General features: G+C 68.7%; 5 protein-coding genes and 1 pseudogene. 4 read left to right on the plus strand and 2 right to left on the minus strand.

The window, feature by feature from the left end; translation table 11 throughout:
- Window positions 1–43: 43 nt before the first annotated feature.
- Window positions 44–271, minus strand: a pseudogene (locus tag ACIBO8_RS02405) (hypothetical protein); the annotation flags it as partial.
- Window positions 272–459: 188 nt separating this feature from the next.
- Between ACIBO8_RS02405 and ACIBO8_RS02410 the strand changes: the two are divergent.
- Window positions 460–672, plus strand: coding sequence for a hypothetical protein (locus ACIBO8_RS02410; protein ID WP_396113289.1), 213 nt, complete (start codon window positions 460–462; stop codon window positions 670–672).
- 273 nt (window positions 673–945) lie between these two features.
- Window positions 946–1,314: a hypothetical protein gene (locus tag ACIBO8_RS02415; RefSeq protein ID WP_396113290.1), complete on the plus strand. Its 369-nt coding sequence runs from the start codon at window positions 946–948 to the stop codon at window positions 1,312–1,314.
- Window positions 1,315–2,027: 713 nt separating this feature from the next.
- On the opposite strand, the gene ACIBO8_RS02420 is transcribed toward ACIBO8_RS02415, so the two are convergent.
- Window positions 2,028–3,080: a hypothetical protein gene (locus tag ACIBO8_RS02420; protein WP_396113291.1), complete on the minus strand. Its 1,053-nt coding sequence runs from the start codon at window positions 3,078–3,080 to the stop codon at window positions 2,028–2,030.
- A gap of 165 nt (window positions 3,081–3,245) precedes the next feature.
- Between ACIBO8_RS02420 and ACIBO8_RS02425 the strand changes: the two genes are divergently transcribed.
- Together ACIBO8_RS02425 and ACIBO8_RS02430 are read left to right on the plus strand one after the other, a co-directional pair.
- Window positions 3,246–12,200, plus strand: coding sequence for a neuraminidase-like domain-containing protein (locus ACIBO8_RS02425; protein ID WP_396113292.1), 8,955 nt, complete (start codon window positions 3,246–3,248; stop codon window positions 12,198–12,200).
- Complete coding sequence (locus ACIBO8_RS02430) at window positions 12,197–19,921, plus strand: SpvB/TcaC N-terminal domain-containing protein (RefSeq protein ID WP_396113293.1); 7,725 nt, start codon at window positions 12,197–12,199, stop codon at window positions 19,919–19,921. The genes ACIBO8_RS02425 and ACIBO8_RS02430 overlap by 4 nt, the downstream gene beginning before the upstream one ends.
- Window positions 19,922–19,968 lie beyond the last annotated feature (47 nt).

The following is a 19,968-nucleotide window of genomic DNA, read 5'->3' on the forward strand; positions in this document are numbered from 1 at the left end:
CGCCAGCGTCGAACAGGACGCTGTGGTTGGGGCATAGGCAGAGAACGTTGCCGCGGCTGTCTGGGCCTTCGTGCGGTGTTCCGAGGTCTTGGATGTGCGGTGCTTCGGCGTACGGACCACCTGGACAAACGCCGCTGATCGTGTGCTTGCACGCGGGATGGCGCTCCGCTTCGGGCCTGTATCCGCGTGTCGCACCGCACGACGCCCGGCCGTGGCCGGATTTGAACCGACGGCCTCTTCGTCCCCAATTAGGATCATGACGCGCCGCCATGCTGCACTCGATCCAAAGCCCAGGTCGCGATGTTGGCGCGCGTCGGTATGAGCAAGCCTGCGGGGACCATCCTTTCAAGGTCCACTCCCCGGTCACTCCCAACGAGGAGCAAGACGGACATGGCCGATCAGTAGGTTGCCTGACTCGTCACCCAGCTGGGTTCGCTGATCTCAACAGCGGAGGAGCGCATGGATACAGCCAATGGGAGCACCGACCCGGAGTACCTGCTACGGATCGAACGACTCTCGCATGCCATCGTTGAGGAGGCCGCGCGGGAGGGCTGGCTGGCCTTCGACTCCGCGAAGGAAGTCGGCGCGACGCCGCTTCAATCTGCGGTCAACGAACTTGCACGCCACCTCCGGTTCGTTCACTTCCGAGGCGACGGCTGCGTAGAACACTGAGGCACTGATAAGGGCGCCGATCGCCTGGTCACCAATCCGGTGTGGGTCTCCGTTTGTGCCCGCAGGCGGAGGCTGCTGCTGGCACGGGGATGGCGCGGACGTCGACCTCCTGATCCGTAGGAACGGGCAGGGCTAGCACTCTGCCGGCCCTGGCTGTAGACCCGTCTCGGACGACGTTCTTCAGGTGGCGCGCCGTTGCAAGGCGTAGGGGTCGGGCTGGGGTCACAAGTACCGCAAGACATAGCTCACGAACCACGCCTAGCATCGGTGCTCATGATTCACCGCGAACCGGTTGTGCAGCGATACCTTTTCTGGGCGACCTACTACGGCGGCGACCCAGGCTCTATCCGGGGGCGTGCCGTGCAGTACGACATCGCCGGATACGCGAAGGGCTCCTACACGCGGCACGAGGGTGACCATCTGGGCACGCTGCGCCGCTACGATCGAGAAGCCTCCGGCCTCCGGGTCGGCGCATCCCTCGACCGACGGGCCGGGGTGTGGCGCACCTCCGAGGCGCCGGTACGAGACGTCCATCGGGGGTCGGACTGTGGTTGTCCCATTACGATCGCTCAGGCCGAAGAAATCATCGTGGAACTCGGTTACGGACCGGCCCTGCTCACCGCGGACGTCGTGGACGTGTAGATCGCCGGTTGGTGATCTCCCGAGTCGACCGCGACGGTTCAGACGTTGAAGCGGAACTAAGCCCACCTGCCGCAGATGCAGGAACTCGGAGTGCCGGCCGTACTTCAAGACGGCCGGACGGGTCACTTCGACGGCTCAGTCCAGGCGCGCTACTCGCACATCACGCCGGCCATGCGCCGTCAGTTCCTCGCCCAACTGGCAACGCTGTAGGAAGCCGCCTTGGACGCGCGGCTGGCGATGGCGTCGCACTCCCCAGTCGTCGTCCTGGACCGGCTCCTCGAAGCTCGCCGGAAGGAGGTCGGGGAGTCAGGATTCAAGATCCACCCCCAGAAGCGGGCCGGGAAACAAATCAGGGCCGGTTCTCCGTGAGGAGAACCAGCCCTGACCTGCACTTTCACGTGGTCGGGGTGGCCGGATTTGAACCGACGGCCTCTTCGTGCCGACCGTCACAGTCTCGGGCTCGTCGTTGGTTGCCACTCTTTGGCGTTGACCTGCACAAACGCCCTCGCGAGATGATTGCCGCTTGTCGCTGGTAGTCAGCGCTTGGCATGGGTTTTCGGGGGGTAAACGGGGGCATGAACCCGGTGCCCGTTGTCCCCGTATCGCGCGGGGGGCGGGATGCTGGCGCAGGTCGGTGCCCTGCCCTCAAGATCAACCCTTTCGCCGACGGCTGCAACACGTTCCTAACCAGGCCCGGCGTGCGGCGCGCCCGCCTAAATGCGCGCGGCGGTCCGGCGGGTTGCGACCATGCCCGTGGCCTCCAACAGCTGTGCCATGAGCACCGAGACCAGGCTGTCGCGGGGGACCACCCCGCGGAAGTGCCCCGCCTCGGTGAGTGCGAAGAAGTTCTCCCGGCTGCCCGTCAACAACGCCGACCACGCCGCGCTGTCCGCCCGTACTTCGATAGCGTCGATGATTAGCTCCGCCGCGTACAGTTCCTGCAGGCGCGCGACGGTGACCGGACGACGTAGGCCCGAAGCGGCATCGGAGTCGAGCGCCTGCTGCAGGAACAGTTCCAGCGCGAACCCCGGGTCGGCGCGGCCCTCGTGCAGCACGGGTAGGTACTGCTGGCCGCCCCAGGGCAGTATCACCGCCGGCTGGTCGGCGGGACCGGTGCCGGCCGGGGTACCGAGCCGCCACTGCGCGGTGTCGGCCAGGGCGCGCGCGTAGTGGTCGCGGAAGGCCTCGCTGGCATTGAGGTGCGCCTGTAGCAGTCGGTCGGGTGTCGCCCAGCCCAGGAACTGGGCGCTCCGGCCGGCGCGGTCTCCGACGAAGGCGATCACTCGGGGCCGGTCTCGCTGCGCTGCGCCGGCGATCAGGATGAACAGTCGCGACTCCCACCAGCTGTGACCATCGCCGAGGTCTACCACCGTGACGTCGCTGCGGCGAGCATTGCGCAGCGCGTCGAGAATGCTGGCGAGAGAACTGGACTGGAGGACGGCACTGTCGGTGGTGCCGAGATTGTGCGTCAGTGTCGTTGTCTGTAGGCCGGCGGCGACGGCCTGGGAGGTGGCGGCGAACGACAGGGTCACCCCGGCGATACCGATGCTGCCGCCGCCGGCCGCGATCCCATCCGCGATCATCAGCACGATCGGTACCACGGAGATCGCGGCGGCGGCCAGGACTAGCGAGCCGACGTCACCATCGCCGGGCCATTGGGTCGTCCGGCGGCTGACCAGGATCAGCACGAGCAGGGCCAGAAGTAGCACCGCCGAGACCACCAGCGCCGTCCATCGGCGCCAGGGCCAGAACCGTGGCGCGGCCATTCAGCACCTCCCTCGACGTTCCTGGGCGAGTCAACCGAGTTGGGCTCGCCGCCGCATCAGGGTTCTCCCTTGGATTTGCCCGTCGGGTTCCGGAGAGTGGATGGCCGAAAGGGTTAGGGAGTTGCCGGTAGCGGGAGCGGCTGGCGGCCGACGATGGTTTCGCACATGGATGCCCGCGACGCTGCCGTCCGCCGACTCGCCCCGGACGAAACAAACCGTGAGGAGATCCAGGCCGCCGAGCGGTTCCTGGCGTGGACCGGAAACCATCGCCCACTGGAGACGGCGCTGGCCGCTCCCGGCGCGGTGCCCAGCTTCCGCACATTGGCTCGGCAGAACGGCCTCGACGACCTTGTCCGGGCGATCGGACGTACCACGCTCCCGGCCGACCTGCCCGGTGAGACCGCGCAGGATCGGCGGATGGCCTTCGCGCGCCAGCTGCGTACCGGGCTGTTCCGGCACGAGCCGACCGCCGTGCTACAGCGCATGGTGCGAGACAATGAGATCGACATCGCCGCGGTTGGGGATTCGGGCGGCGTCGTGACGGTCCTTGACAATCTCGGCGCGGACTTCGACATGCGCACCCGATCGGTGGCGGCGGCGCTGACCGCGCCCGACGCGCTCGACGGCGTGCGTGTTGACCTGCGCGCTGGCGTGATCGAGGCGCTGCAGACGCTGCAACGGATCCAGGCCATCAGCCCCACCCCGGAGGCCGTGGCGGCGGTGGTCGCCAGCGGCAACCGGTCGGCGATGAGCGTAGCGCTGACGCCGCGCGATCAGTTCCTGCGCCGGATGAACGGAACACTCGATCCCGACGCAGCCGTCGCCACCCACCGCAATGCCGTGCGAGTGCAGATCCGCAACGAGGATGCCCTGGCCACGATGCGCCAGCAGATCACTGGATCCGGAATCGGCCTCGTCGACGGGCCACTGCCGCAGGAGGAACGGCTCAACCGGGTGCAGCGGGCGGCAGACGCAAGCGGGGCCACGCTGAGCATCCGGGGGCTCTTCGGCGACCTCGACTTCTGTGAGTGTGACGACTGCCTGTCGGTCTACAGCCCCGCGGCGTACTTCGTGGAGCTTTTGCAGTTCCTGCGCAACAACGACCTGGACCCGGATCGCCCGGCCGTGTCCGGGATCGCCGGCACGCCGCTGGAACTGCTGCTACGTCGCCGCCCGGACCTGGCAAACCTCGAACTGACCTGCCAGAACACCAACACGGTGCTGCCCTATATCGACCTGGTCAACGAGGTACTGGAGAGCTTCGTCATCCACCTCGGCGACTACGCGCAGGACACGCACGACCCCAGGCAGGCCACGATCGAGGTCTTCAACGTGGAGACCGAGATCAGCAGCGAGCTGCTGGCTCAGCCGCAGCACGTGAACGAGGAGGCCTATTGCCAGCTCAAGTCCGCGGTGTTCCCCGTCGAGCTGCCATACCACCAGCCGATCGACCGGATGCGGATCTGGCTGCGGGCCATGAAGACCACCCGCTTCGACGTCCTCGACCGGTTTCGCAGCGGTCCCCCAGCGACCGAGACCAAGCATGCGGACCCCGCCGATCTGCCGGAGATGCGGGCCCTCTACGCGCACTTGCGGCAGCACGCGGCGGACGCCGAGTTCCTGGGCCTCACCCAGGAGCAGTATGTGATCTTGACGCGTGCCGGGTTCAGCCCAAAGCGCTATCTCGAATTGTGCACGGGCGAGAAACTCACCGACCGGCAGTACCGACGCCGCGTCGGTGTACGCCCGGTGCACGAGTACTACGGCTATGCCTCGGCGGACGACATGCTCGCCGACGATGCGACCACGCGAACCGGGCTGACCTTCGTGAAGGATCAGTTGCTGCCCCGGCTCGGAATCGCGTACACCGACCTGGCCGATGTGCTGCGGACCAGGTACGTCAACCCCATGATGCCGACCGGCCCGGCGCAGAGCATGGCCCTGGCGATCCGGGCCAGCTACCGGTTCCTCCAGACGCTGGTGGACTACGGCACCACCGATCCGCGGCGGCGGTTCGCCAAGCTCATCGACTTCCTCACCACCCAGCAGGCGGTCGTGCCCGCGACCGGTCGCGACGAGATCTCGGCCTGGGTGCGCTGCTGGTTCGACCGGCTTGGCCGGCTGATCGTCCTGGACTCCGGGGAACGTCCGCGGCTGCCTATCGCGGGGGACCTATACCAGGAGGTGGACACCAACGAGTGGATGCTGTTCGGACACCTCGATCATGACGGGACCATCACCGACCCGAGGAGTGTCGTAATCGGCGGCGTCACGGCCGCTGGCCAGGCCACCGGTGCGCAGGGCGAGGTCTTCAGTGGGCTGTTGATCCGCAGCTCCGAGGCCACGGTGATCGGTGTTACGGACGACGAGGGCTACCTCGCGCGGCCGGGCGTGGACGGCCCCGGCACGCGGATCGGCTGGCTGCCGCCGGCTGACTCGTGCGATCTGGACCGCGTCCGGCTGATTCACCTCGATGGGAGCGCCGTGACCAAAGCGGAGTACGGGCGGCTGCACAAGTTCGTCCGGCTGTGGCGTGCCCTCGGCTGGACCGTTCCGGAAACGGATGAGGCACTCGCCGGTCTCGGTACGACGGCCGTCGCGGACGACGACGAGATCGAGGTCGACTCCGGAGCCAGTCAATGGCAGCTCGCGTACGACGAGTGCGGCTGCGCCACCGGCGACTGCGAGGACCATGGCAGCGGGTGCCCTGCGCTGCCCCGCCCCGCGCATATCACCGCCGGTTTCCTGCACGAGCTGACCTACGTCAGCCGGATCATGGACCGTACCGGGCTGGAGCTCGATCGGGTGCTGGCCTTCTGGGACGACGTGGGCACGTCCGGCGAGAAGTCGCTCTACGCTCGCATTTTCTTGCGCCACGACGTCCTAGCCACCGACGACATCTTCCGACCGGACGCCAACGGCCAGGTGCTGACGGGGGCCGCCCCGATCACCCAGCATCTGGCGGGTCTGCAGGCCGCCCTCGGCATCGGCGCGCAGGACGTCGCGGTCCTCCGTGCCGAGTTGGCGCTGCCCGACGAGCTAACCCTCGGCACCCTCTCTGCTCTGTTCCGGTACGCCGTGCTGGGCCGCTGGCTGCGGCTCAAGGCACCCGACCTGGTCCGGCTGCGCGTGATCTTCGGTGACCCGTTCGGCGACGCCGAGAAGACCTGGGGATTCCTCGAGGACTGGCGGCGCGCCGAGGACGCCGGGTTGTCGCTGCGCCGACTTGACTTCGCCCTGACCGGGCACGACGACGTCCGACGCCCGCTGACCCCGGCACCGGCCGCGGTGTTGCGGCTGACCAAGACGTTGTACGACGGGCTGACCGCGGTTGACCAGCAACATCCGGACCTGGGCGAGAATGACGAGGCGCTGGCGACACTGGAACGCGTACGCGCGGAGAGCAGCCTGCTGTTCGACGACGCCGTTCTCGAACAGATCGCCGGGCTGCTACAGGGCGGCACGGCATGGACCACGAACGCGCCGGCCGGGCTCACCGTCGAGGTGCCTGCGGCCCTGGCCGGGAGGGTGACGTACCGGGGGTACGCGCCGGCGACGCTCACCGTGGTCGGCATCCTCGACGCCGACGCCCGGGCCCAGGTGGAGGCGCTCTCGCCGCTGCCCGGTTGGCGTGCCGCCCTGGACCGGCTGGCGGCGCAGCCCCGGCGATTCTTCGAAGCCACGATCCAGCCGCTCGCCGCCACTGCGGAGCAGCAGCAGGCGCTCGCCGCCGTCCTGCTCAGCGGGGACGTCTGGCCGGCGCCGGACGCCGCGGAGCCGGCCACCGCGGGCACGAAGCGACTGGCGTACCTGCGGATGCTGCTGCCCGAGCTACGCCGCCGGCTGGCGCACAAGTTCGTCGTCGACACCGTGTCCGGTGCCGCCGGCCTCGACCCGCTCGTGGCCGACATCCTACTCTCCGACGTGCTCACTGTGTCCGGCACCAGCGCGATGGACACCCTGCTGGCGCTCAAGAACACCGGGCCGGCCGGTCCCGGCTTCCACGGGTACCTGCTCGTGTCGGCCAATGACGCGTACGTCTTCGTGGCCGAGGGATTCGACAAGCAGCCCACCGCCCTGTCGCTCGGCGGCGACGTCGTGCCCTTCACCGTCCAGCAGCAGGACCCCTCGAACGTGTGGCTGACCGAGCCGATCCCGCTGCGGCCGGGCACCCTGTACGCGTTCGACACGCACGACATCGCGCCGACCGAGGTGAAGTGGCGGGCCGCCGGCCACCCGACCGCGCCGATACCCGAATCGGCCCTGATCGCCGAGCACCTGGCGGCAGGGGTACGCGAGGTGATGCTGAAGATTTGGCGGGTCGGCTTTCTGGTCAATGCGCACGGTCTGAGCGCCGACGAGACCGGCTGGCTGCATCTGCACGGCGCCGACTTCGGCGGGCTGAGCCTGGACTCGCCGGCGCTGGGCGGGTGGCGGCGGCTCGCCGACTACACGGCGCTGCGCACCACGATCAAAAGTAATGGTGACGCCTTGGTCGGGCTGTTCCGGTGGGCTGGTGGCGCCGGGGCCGATCCCGCTCGTCTCGTCGACCGGCTCGTCGCGGCCACCGCTTGGGAGCCTGCTCAGGTGACGGCGTTACTGGCGCCAGCCGGTTTCGACATCTCCGATCCGACCGCCTTCCGCAACGAGCTCGTGCTCGCCCGGATGGCCCGTGCGCTCGATGTGGTGGACAGCTCGCGGGCCGAGGTCGCGCAGCTGTTCGCCTGGGCGCAGCCCGGGTCGCGTTTCTGGCCCACGCACCGGCTGGCAGGCGAGATCGAGGCCAGCTTCCGCGGGCGCTTCACCGCCGAGGACTGGGAGAAGGCGGTCAAGCCCTGCTATGACGAACTGCGCGCGAACCAGCGCCGCGCCCTGGTCTCCCACCTCGTCGTGCAGCCGGAGCTGCGCGAGTGGGGGGTGGTGGACGCCGACAGCCTGTTCGAGTTCTTCCTGATCGACGTCGAGATGGGCACCTGCCGGGACACCTCGCGAATCAAACAGGCGATCTCCAGCGTGCAGTCATTCGTCCAGCGGTGCCTGCTCGGGCTGGAGGCCGCACACGGCGTAGACGCCACCGTGCTCGACCGCGGCCGCTGGGACTGGATGCAGAAGTACCGAGTGTGGGAGGCGAACCGCAGGCTGCTCGTCAACCCGGAGAGCTATCTGCGCGCGGAGCTGCGCGACGACGCCTCCGAGATATTCGACGCGTTGCAGGCCCAGCTGCTGCAAAAAGACATCGACCGCGACACGGTCGAAACGGCGTTCCGCAACTACGTCGACCAACTCGACGAGGTGGCCGCCCTGGACCCGGCCGGCCTGTTCGTGGACGCGGCGGCCGGCCGGGTGCACGTCTTCGGCCGGACCCGTTCGGCGCCGCATCTGTTCTACTACCGCGTGCTGGACAGCTCGAGTCGGCGCTGGTCCGCATGGGAACGCGTGGCAGTCGATGTTCCCAGCTACGACGCCGCCCGGATCCCGTCGGGCGCTACGACACCGATCAACGTCAACGGCTGCTATCTCGTCCCCGTGGTGTTCCAGTCCCGCGTGCTGATCTTCTTCCCGCAGTTCAACCGCAAGACCGAGGCGCCGGACGTATCGAACAAGAGCTTCAACGACGTCGGCGACGGCAAGGTGAGCGGGACGCAGAGCCTACAGTCCTGGGAGATCAAGCTCGCCTACAGCGAGTACCGCGACGGCAAGTGGTCACCGAAACGACTCTCCACGAGTGCGTTGTACAGCGCCGCCGGACCGGTCGCCCCCGACGTCGGGTCGTACGTCTTCCTCTCCCGAATCACCAAGGGACCCTTCATCGCCGAACAGGACCTGTGGATCGACGTCTACGAGGCGCCCGGCCGGGCGCTGGGACGGTTCCAGTTCAGCGGGCATCACCTGGAGGCGGACACCGGGCAACCCAACCCGTGGAGTCCCGTACCGAGCCTGACCTTCCACTACGACACCGACAACCATCTGCATCCGCTGCAGACCCGGGACAAGGCGACGCCGGACTGGTCGCAGTCGCCGTACTTCATCCGCAACACGCTGTGGGTGCTGTTCATCTACGGCAGCAGCAGCGGCGGTGACAGCAGCAACGACGGCGACATGCCCGCGCTGCTCGGCAGCCTTACCGCCGGCGGGGTCGACGCGTTGTTCCGCTACTACCTGGACGCCGGCCGAGGGAACGAACGGTACGGCGAGTACTACCGGACCGGCACCAGCCTGTTCCACGAGCTGCGCTCGCCGTGGTCGCTCTACACCTGGGAGCTGGCCTTCCACGCGCCGATGCTGCTGGCGCAACGGCTGCTGGCGGCACGGCAGTTCGACGACGCGCTGCGGGTGATGCACTACATCGTCAACCCGTTGGCCAAGGGGGACGACAAGGACCCGGTCTGGCGGTTCCTGCCGCTGAATCTCACCGAGATCGACCGGGACGCGCAGGACCTGTTCCTTCGGCTGGAGCCGAACACTCCGGACAGGGACATCAGCGAGTGGCGCGACAATCCGTTCAATCCGCACGTGGTCGCCCGGGGTCGGATCTCGGCGTACAAGCGATGGGCCGCCATGCAATACGTCCGAATCTGGATCGAGTACGGCGACTACTACTTCCGGCAGAACACGCTGGAGACCGTTCCGCTGGCCATCCAGTGCTACGTCACGGCGTCGCACGTCTACGGCCCGGCCGGCCAGGCGATCCCCAAGAGGGGCCGCACAAAGCCGGCGACCTACAACTCGCTGCTCGACCGCTGGGACGCGTTCAGCAACGCCCTTGTCGATCTGGAACTGGCGTTCCCGTTCGCCAACCAGCCGGAGCTCACCGACGACGGTCCGGCCATCGAGCCGCAGCCGGCCAACCTGTTCGGCTCGGCGTCGAGCCTGTACTTCGGCATCCCCGCCAATCCGGAGATCCAGGCCTTGCGGTCGACGATCGACGACCGGCTGACGAAGATCCGCGCGTGCCAGGACATCAACGGTGTCTACTCGCCGCTGCCGCTGTTCGAGGCGGCGCTGGACCCGAACCAACTCGTCGCCGCTGCGGCCGCCGGTCTGAGCATCGCCAGCGTGCTCAACGACCTGGACACGCCGATGCCGGACTACCGGTTCACGTACCTGCTGCAGAAGGCGCTGGAGGCGTGCTCCGAGCTGAAGTCGCTCGGCACGGCCTTCCTGGCGGTCAAGGAGAAGGGCGACGCGGAGGAACTGGCTCACCTGCGCACCGTGCAGGAGCACGCCGTCAACGGACTCGTCATGCAGGTCCGTACACAACAGCTGGAAGAGGCCGTGCGTACCCGGGCAACGCTGGCGGCCAGCCGCCTCGCGGCCGTCTACCGCTGCGCCCACCAGCTGCGCCTGCTCGGTGAGGACCTGGCGAAGGTGCCCACCGGCACCACCGACTTCGTCGAGCTGCCCGACCTGATCGAGACACCCGTCGACGCCGGCGGACTCAGGCTGACAGCACTGGAGAAGGAGGAGCTCGACAAGGCCGCCGAGGCCCGGGACCGGCAGACGGTGATCGGCCACGTCGAAGCGTTGGCCAGCGTCTTCCACGCCATTCCGACGCTGGGCGCCCACGCTACCCCGATCGGGGTCGGCGCGGCCCTCACCTGGGGCGGCTCCAACCTGGGCAACCTGACCCAGGGAGTGGCCCGCGAGCTGCAGGTGCACGCGAACGCCACAACCTTCGACTCCACCAACGCCGGCCGCAAGGCGGCCTTCCAGCGACAACTGCAAGAACGCGTCCAGCTCGCCAACATCGCCGGGCACGAGATCAGCAACATCGACCGGCAGGCCCTCGCGCAGGACATCCGGATCGACATCGCCCGCAAGGAGATCGCCAACCAACAGGCCGCCATCGACAACTCGCAGGCGGTGCTCGACTTCCTGACCAGCAAGTACAGCGGCACGGCGCTCTACACCTGGATGGACAGTCAGCTCAGCGGGCTGTATTACCAGGCCTACACACTCGCGTACGAGCTGGCGAAGAAGGCCGAGAAACTGTTCCGCTTCGAACGCGGGTACACCGGTCCCGGGTTCATCCAGTTCGGCTACTGGGACCCGGGCCGCGACGGGCTACTCGCCGGGGAACGACTGTGGCAGGGACTCAAGCAGCTGGAGTCGACGTACCAGAGCTCCCGCGGATACGACTTTGAGGTCGTCAAGACGGTCTCCCTGCGTCGGCTGGACCCGGGCGCCCTGATGAGCCTGCGCGAGACCGGGACCTGCGAGTTCTCGCTTCCCGAGGTGCTGTTCGACATGGACTACCCGGGTCACTACCAACGCCGGATCAAAACCGTGGATCTGCGGATCCCGTGCACCACCGGGCCAGCCACCGGACTCAACGCGACCGTGCGGCTGCTACGGCACGAATATCGGACCAGTCCGGCGGCGAAGAACGCCGGCGACTATCCGCGCGGCACCGACGACTCCGACGACCGGTTCGCCACCGCCAGCATCCCCTTGTCGGCGGTGGCGGTCAGCTCGGTCGAGGCCGAGACCGGCACCTTCGAGCTCAACCTACGCGACGAGCGATACCTGCCGTTCGAGGGCGCCGGAGTAATCAGTACGTGGCGGCTGGAGCTGCCCCAGGTGCTGCACCAGTTCGACTACCGGTCCATCACCGACGTGATGCTGCGGCTGCGCTACACCAGCCGGGACGGCGGCGACGCGCTGCGTACGGCGGCCGAGGGGGCGCTGCTGGACTGGGTGAAGGACGTCGAGGACCTCAGCGCCAACGAGGGCCTGTTCACCGCGTTCGACGTGGTCAACGAGTTCCCCGACGCTTGGTACGCCGGGATGCATCCGAACGCCGGCGCCACTGAACGGGTCGTTGATCTGCCCAGCATCACGCGTACGTTGCCGTTCTTCACCCAGGGCCGGGCACCGGACAAGGTGGTGGCCAGCGACGTCTACCTGTTCGTCGCCGGCGACCTGGCGGCCGAGAAGGTGACGGCGGTGCAGGGCGGCGTCGAGCTGACCTTCACCGAAGGGCCCCCCGTCGGAGATCTCACGGTGCTGGTCGCCCACGACGCCGGCGCGCCGGTGAGCAGCCTCAAGGTGTCCATCGCCGACGTCACCACCGACGTGCGCCAGTTCTGGGTCGTCGAGCGCTTCACCCTGAACCGATGACCAGCCCGCAGAACGCCTCGACGGACGCGATGGCACCGGCTGCCCAGGCCGAGGCAGGCGGTGCGCCGGGGCTTCCGGTGATCTCCACGCCGCGCGGTGGCGGTGCGATCAAGGGCATCGGCGAGAAGTTCGGGACCAACCCCGTCAACGGCACGGCCACGGTGTCCGTCCCGATCCCGCTGTCGCCCGGCCGGTCCGGGTTCGGGCCGTCGTTGACCTTGTCGTACGACTCGGGGCAGGGCAACGGCTGGTGGGGGTTCGGGTGGACGCTGAACACCCCGGCGATTACGCGTCGGACCGACAAGGGGCTGCCCCGCTACGCCGACGCCGACGAGTCCGACGTGTTCGTCCTGTCCGGCGCCGAGGACCTGGTCCCGACGCTGGTCGATGGCGTGCGGCAGGCCGACACCACGTCGGCGCCGGGTTTCCGCATCCACCGTTACCGGCCCCGGATCGAGGGCATGTTCGCGCGCATCGAACGCTGGGTGGACATCGCGAACGGCGAGACGCACTGGCGTTCGATCAGCCGGGACAACGTCACCACGCTCTACGGCCGCACGAGCCGGAGCCGGATCGAGGACGGGACGCGTACGTTCGAGTGGCTCGTCTGCGAGAGCCGCGACGACAAGGGCAACGCTATCGTTTACGAGTACCTGCTTGAGGACGACGCCGGCCTGGCAGCGCCGCTGGCGGGTGACACTGCCCGCGATCACGCCCGGCAGCGGTATCTCAAGCGCATCAAGTACGGCAATCGCACCTCCCGGCTGGTGCAGGCCGACGCCGCCGACTGGCTGTTCGAGGCGGTCTTCGGGTACGCCGACGGCCACCTCACGCCGATCGCGCCCGAGCCCACCATCCCCACCGCCGAGCAGCACGAGTACGTGCAGGCGGCGATCGATGCGACCACACCGTGGGCCCCCCGGCCGGACCCGTTCTCCACCTACAGGCCCGGATTCGAGGTACGCACCCACCGGCGCTGCACCGAGGTGCTGATGTTCCATCGGATCCCCGAGTTGGGACCGGAGCCGTATCTGGTCCGCTCGACCGCGTTCGATTACCACGACCTGCCGCTGGACGGCGCCGACCCGCCGCCCGAGACCGAGCTGGCGCACCCGGGCAGCACCCGCGTCGCGTCGTTCCTGATGTCCGTCACCCAGGCCGGCTACATGCGCCAACCGGACGGCAGGTACCTGCGCCGCTCCCTGCCGCCGCTCGAGTTCTCCTACCGCAAGCCGGTGATCGATCCGGTCGTGCACACCTTGGACGACGAGAGCGTGCGCAACCTGCCGGTCGGTGTGGATGGCCACGGCTACCAGTGGCTCGACCTGGACGGCACTGGACTGCCCGGCGTGCTCAGCGACCAGGGCGACGGCTGGTACTACAAGGCCAACCTCGGTGGCAGGCTGGGACCGCTTACCCGCCTGCCGGACGCCCCCGCCACCGTCCGCCCCGGGTCGGGTCGCGGACAGCTGCTCGACCTGCAGGGCGACGGGCGCGTCGACGCCGTACTCGTGGACGATCCCGTGCCCGGCTTCAGCAGCCGCACCGACGACGGCTGGACCGCCTACCGAGCGCTGGCCGCGGCCCCGGCGGTGCGGTTCGACGACCCGAACCTGCGGTTCGTCGATCTGAGCAGCGACGGCCTGGCCGACATCCTGGTCACCGACGCCGACGCGTGCACCTGGTACGCCTCGCGCGGCGAGGACGGCTATGCCCCTGGCATACGGGTGCCGCAGCCGGACGACGACGGCACCGGCCCGCGCCTGGTCTTCGCCGACGGGGAGCAGGCGGTGTACCTGGCCGACATGTCCGGCGACGGCCTCGTCGACCTGGTCCGGATCCGCAACGGGCAGGTCTCGTACTGGCCCAGCCTCGGCTACGGCCGGTTCGGCTCCCGCATCGTCATGCGCAACTCGCCGTGGTTCGACCGCCCCGACGCATTCGACCAGCGCCGGATCCGGCTCGCCGACCTGGACGGCTCAAACACCACCGACATCGTCTACCTGGGCGGTGACGGCGTCCGCGTCTACTTCAACCAGTCCGGCAACCGCCTGTCCGATCCGATCCGGCTGCCCGCCTTCCCGAGGGTCGACCGGCTCAGCGCGGTACAGGTCGCCGACCTGCTCGGCAACGGCACCGCGTGCCTGGTCTGGTCGTCGACGGCACCGGCCGCCGTCCGGAGCCCAGTGCGCTACATCGACCTGATGGGCGGCGTCAAACCACACCTGCTGATGCGGACGGTCAACAACCTGGGCGCCGAAACCTTGGTGAGCTACACCTCCTCCACCCGCTTCTACCTCGACGACCTGCACGCCGGGCGACCGTGGGTCACCCGGCTACCGTTTCCGGTCCACACGGTCAGCCGGGTCGAGACCATCGACCACGTCAGCGGCAACCGGTTCGTCACCCGCTACCGCTACAGCCACGGCTACTTCGACGGGGTGGAACGCGAGTTCCGCGGCTTCGCCCGGGTGGAGCAGCGCGACACCGAGCACTATGCCGACCTGGCCGCTGCGCCCACGGCCAGCAACGAGGACGCCGCCTCGCACGTACCGCCGACGGTGACGATCACCTGGTACCACACCGGCGTGTTCCGCCCCGGCTACCAGGTCTCCACCCTGCTGACCGACGAGTACTACCGCGAACCCGGCCGCACCGACGCCCAGGTCGCGGCGATGCTGCTGTCCGACACCGTCCTGCCGGACGGCCTGGACACCGACACCCGGCGCGAGGCATGCCGGGCTCTGAAGGGCTCCATGCTGCGCCAGGAAATCTACGCGGACGACGCGACCCCACAGGCGGCACACCCGTACACAGTGACCGAGCAGAATCTGACCGTCACGGTGCTGCAGCCGCGCGGGCCCAACCGGCACGCTGTGTTCCTCACCCACCCCCGAGAGACGATCAGCCACCACTACGAACGCGACCCGGCCGATCCGCGTACCACGCACGCCCTGACCCTCGCGGTGGACGCGTACGGAAACGTGACACGAAGCGCGAGCATCGGATACGGCCGGCGCGTACCGGATCCCGGCCTCGCACCGGCCGGCCAGGCCGCACAGGCCGAGGTCTGGATCTCGGTCACCGAGACTACCTATACCAACCCGGTGGACGCCGCCGGCGGCCACCGGACTCCGCTACCGGCGCGGTCGACGACGTTCCAAGTCACCGGCCTCGTCCCGCGTCCGCGCTACTCCTTCGCGGAGATCGACGACGCGGTCGCTACGGCCACCGTGATCGACTACGAGCGGACGCCCTCCGCCGGGCTGCTCGAGAAGCGGATGGTGGACCGCATCCGGCACCTGTACCGGGCCGACGATCTGACCGGCGCTCTGGCCGAGGGCCTCCTCGAATCGCGTGGCCTGCCGTTCGAGAGCTACCGGCTCGCCTTCACTCCCGGGCAGGTGGCCACGGTGTTCGCGGGCCGGGTGACCTCCGAGATGCTGACGCGCGACGGCGGGTACGTGACCGTGCCCGGCGAACCCGGCTGGTGGATTCCGTCCGGCACCACGTTTTTCTCCCCCGACCGCACCGCCAGAGCCGACCAGGAACTGGACTTCGCGCGCTCGGCGTTCTTTCTGGTTCATCGGCACCGCAACCCGTTTGACACGTCGGCCATACCGACTGAGTCGATCGTGACCTACGACGAGTACGGGCTGCTGCCGGAGCGGACCACGGACGCGCTCGGCAACACCGTGACCATGTCCGGCGCCGACTATCGGGTGCTCCAGCCGCGGGAGGTGACCGACGCCAACGGCAACCGATCGGCCGTCGCATATGACGCCATCGGCATGGTGGTCGCGGCCGCGGTCATGGGCAAGGCCGGCGCGGTCCCCGCCGAGGGCGACCGCTTCGCGCCCGACTTCGAGCCCGACCTGACCACCGCGACGCTGGACCGACTGTTCTCCGCTCCGCTCTCCGGCGCCGCCACCGGCCTACTGCGCGACGCCGGCAAGCGCTTCGTCTACGACCTGCACTCCTATCGCCGCTCGGCGGGCACGGCACATCCCGTACCGGCGTGGGCCTGCACCCTTGCCCGCGAGACGCACGTTAGCGATCCGGCGCCGCTGCGGATACAGATGACCTTCAGCTATTCGGACGGCTTCGACCGGCAGATCCAGACGAAGACCATCGCCGAGCCCGACGCGGCCGGCCCCCGGTGGGTCGGTTCCGGCTGGACCGTCTACAACAACAAAGCCAAACCGGTACGCCAGTACGAGCCCTTCTTCGCCCGGGGGCACGAGTATGAGCACGACGCCAGAGTCGGCGTCACGCCGATCCTCGGCTACGACCCGGTGGGCCGGGTCGTCGTGAAGGTCCACCCGGACCACAGCTGGGAGAAGGTCGTCTACGGGCCCTGGCGCCACGAGTCCTGGGATCGCAACGACACCGTCCTGATCTCGGATCCGGCCACCGACGCGAACGTCGGCGACCTGCTCGGCCGCCTGCCCGCGGCGGACCTGCGGCCGACGTGGTACGAGCTGCGGAGCGACCCGGCGCACGCCGGTGACCGGGCGACCCTGTGGCCCGATCCGCGTGATGCGCAGGCGCAGCAGCGCGCTGCCGAGTCGGCGTCCGTGCACGCCGGCACCCCCGCGCTCACCCACGCCGACGCCCTCGGCCGGCCAGCGCTGACGGTGGCACACAACCGCTTCCGTTACACCGTGCCCGCGGGCTCGTCGGCCACCGACGAGACGTACGCGACCCGGTCGGTCTTCGACCTGGAGGACCGCCAGCTCGAGGTGATCGACGCGCTGGGCCGCCTGGTGATGCGTTACGAGTACGACGTGATGGGCCGGCTCATCCACCAGGCGAGCATGGAGTCCGGCCAGCGGTGGACCCTCATGGACGTCGGCGGCGGCGAGATCTACACCTGGGACAGCCGCGGGCACCGACAACGCATCGCGCACGATGCGCTGCACCGGCCGGTCTCGGTGCACCTGCTGGCGCTCGCCGCAACGAGCGAGATCGTCGTCGGTTCGACGACGTTCGGCGAGTCGCTGCCGGATCCGCAGGAGCGGAACCTGCGCGGCCGGGCGGTCGCGGTCCGCGACCAGGCGGGCGTCGTCTCGACCGACCGGTACGACTTCAAGGGCAACGTCCTGCAGTCGGGACGGCAGCTCGTCCGCGCGTACGACGCGCTGGTCGACTGGTCCGCGACGGTGGCCCTGCTGCCCGGCACGCTACTGCAGCGCACGAGTTACGACGCGTTCAATCGGCCGACCCAGGAGGTGGCGCCGCACAACGACCAGCCCGGCGCCCCCACGAACGTCGTACAGCGCGCCTACAGCCCTGCCGGTCTGCTCGAGCGGGCGGACGCCTGGCTGGAGCAGGGCACGGACCCTGGCGGGCCGCTCGAGCCCGGCTCGGCCGATCTGCACGTCGTGGCCGCGCTCACCCACGACGCCAAGGGCCAGCGCCTGCACATCGAGTACGGCAACGGGGTGGTCACCGACTACGAGTACGACCCGTCGACCTTCCGGCTGACCCGGCTCACCACCCGGCGCGGCGCGGACGTCCTGCAGCTGCTCAGTTACGCGTACGACCCGGCCGGCAACATCACCACCATCCGCGACGACGCGCAGCAACGGATCTTCTTCCGCAATGCGGTGGTGGACCCGATCAACGAGTACCGCTACGACGCGACCTACCGGCTGATCGAGGCGACCGGCCGCGAGCACCTGGACCAGACCGGTACGCCGATTCCGACCACCTACAACGACGCCGGCCGGGTCGGGCTCCTGCATCCCGGCGACGGCGCCGCGATGGGCCGGTACCTCGAGCGCTACCGCTACGACGGCGCGGGCAACCTGAAGTCGGTACAGCATCGGGGCAGCGATCCGGCCAACCCGGGATGGTCGCGCACCTTCGCGTACGCGGAACCGAGCCAGCTGGTGCCGGCGGCGGTGAGTAATCGGCTCACCTCCTGCACGGTCGGCGGCACCACCGAGGTGTACAGCGTCGCCGGCGGCGGCTACGACGAGCACGGAAACATGCAGCAGCTGCCACACCTTCAGGAGATCCGCTGGGACTTCCGGGACCAGCTACAGATGACCCGTCAGCAGGCGGCCGCCGACCCGAACGGCGAGCGGACCTGGTACGTCTACGACTCGACCGGCCAGCGGGTTCGCAAGGTCACCGAGAGCGCGCCCGGAGTCGTGAAGGAGACTCGGCTCTACTGCGGGCCGGTAGAGATCTACCAGCGCAATGGCGCGAGCCCGATCCTGCGCAATACCCTCCACCTGATGGACGACCGGCAGCGGATCACCCAGGTGGACCTGCGCCTGGCCGGCACCGAGCCCGGCGTCCCGGCCCAGGTCGTCCGGTTCCACCTCGGCAACCATCTCGGCTCGGTCACTATGGACGTCGACGAGGCCGCTCGAGTGCTGTCCTACGAGGAGTACACCCCGTACGGCGCCTCCAGTTACCAGGCCATGAACGGCCAGATCGAGACGCCGCACTACCGCTTCGCCGGCCGGGAACGCGACGCGGAGACCGGTTTCACCTATCACGTCTCCCGCTACTACCTACCCTGGCTCGGGCGATGGCTCAGCTGCGACCGAGCCGGGCTGCGCGGCGGCATCAACCTCTTCGCGTACGCCGGCGGCGATCCCGTCGGCCGCCACGACCCGTCCGGCACCGAGCCGAAGAAGGGCAAGCTCGGAGACGTCAACCGGCACGGCAGCCAGGGACTGCGGGGCAAGGGCACCCCGGATGCGCTGGTGTCGGAGCACATCGATCCGATCGCCCTTCAGCGCGAGAACCTGCGCGCACCGAACGGCAAGTCACCGATTCCGGCTGGTCGCGGCTCCGCCTTCGACCGCAACCAGCCCACGGTATTGATCCACGAGGTGGTCGGCGACGGGAAAACGCTCCTCGATACCGCCGTGATCGCCCGGCTCAAGGCGGAGGCCAAGGCGGGTGGCGTCACCCAAGCCACCGCACGAGAGCTGGGACCCGAGGCGGGCCTGGCCCGGCTCGAACAGGCCGCAGCGGCCGCCGGGAAACCCGTTCCCGCGGGCGCGCACGCCGCCGCCGCGGGGCAGATCGACTCAACCTTCGCCGACTCAGCCGTGGCCGCCGCCGCCAAGTCGGGTGCCAAGGACCTGCTGGCGTGCGTCCCCGAGTCGGAAATCGCGGCGGCCGTGGACGGTCCGTTGACATTGGACACCCAAAGCACCAGCAACTTTCTGCAACTCGCCGTGTCGAAGGCGCCCCGGTCGTCGGTGTTCGAAGGTAACTGGTCCATCACGCCGACAGCATCGCAGACGACAGCCGCCGCGGCGGTCGAACCGGCCGCTGAGGCCGCCGCCGCCGAGTTCGTGGCTCCAGCGGCCGAGACGTTCAGCCCCGCCGTCCGAGCCACCGCCAGTGAGGGGTCGATGCTGGCCAGAGGTGCCGGTTGGCTCATGACCGGCATCAACATCGGTCTCGGGCTCTGGGGCGCCAAAAACGACTACGACGAGGGCGACAACGTCGGCGCGGTACTCAACCTCAGCACCATCGGCCCGCAAGGCATCGTGACCGGGCCACTGGCCGGGACGTGGGAGGGCGTGAAGAGCGGCGCCAAATTAATGAAGATGCAGGTCGACTGCTCAGCCATCGGTCTCGCGTACGAAATGGGCGACGTGTCGGTGGACGACCCCGCGCTGCACTACTGCATGCCGCTGCTGGCGCCGGTCATCCAGCAGGACGTCTACAACGAGTACTTCAACTATTGAGAGGAGCTGGTCGCCTCCGACGTTCTGGTGCCCAAGGAAACGGGCAA

Origin of the sequence: Actinoplanes sp. NPDC049681, from assembly GCF_044465265.1 — a bacterium.
Taxonomy (GTDB): Bacteria; Actinomycetota; Actinomycetes; order Mycobacteriales; family Micromonosporaceae; genus Actinoplanes.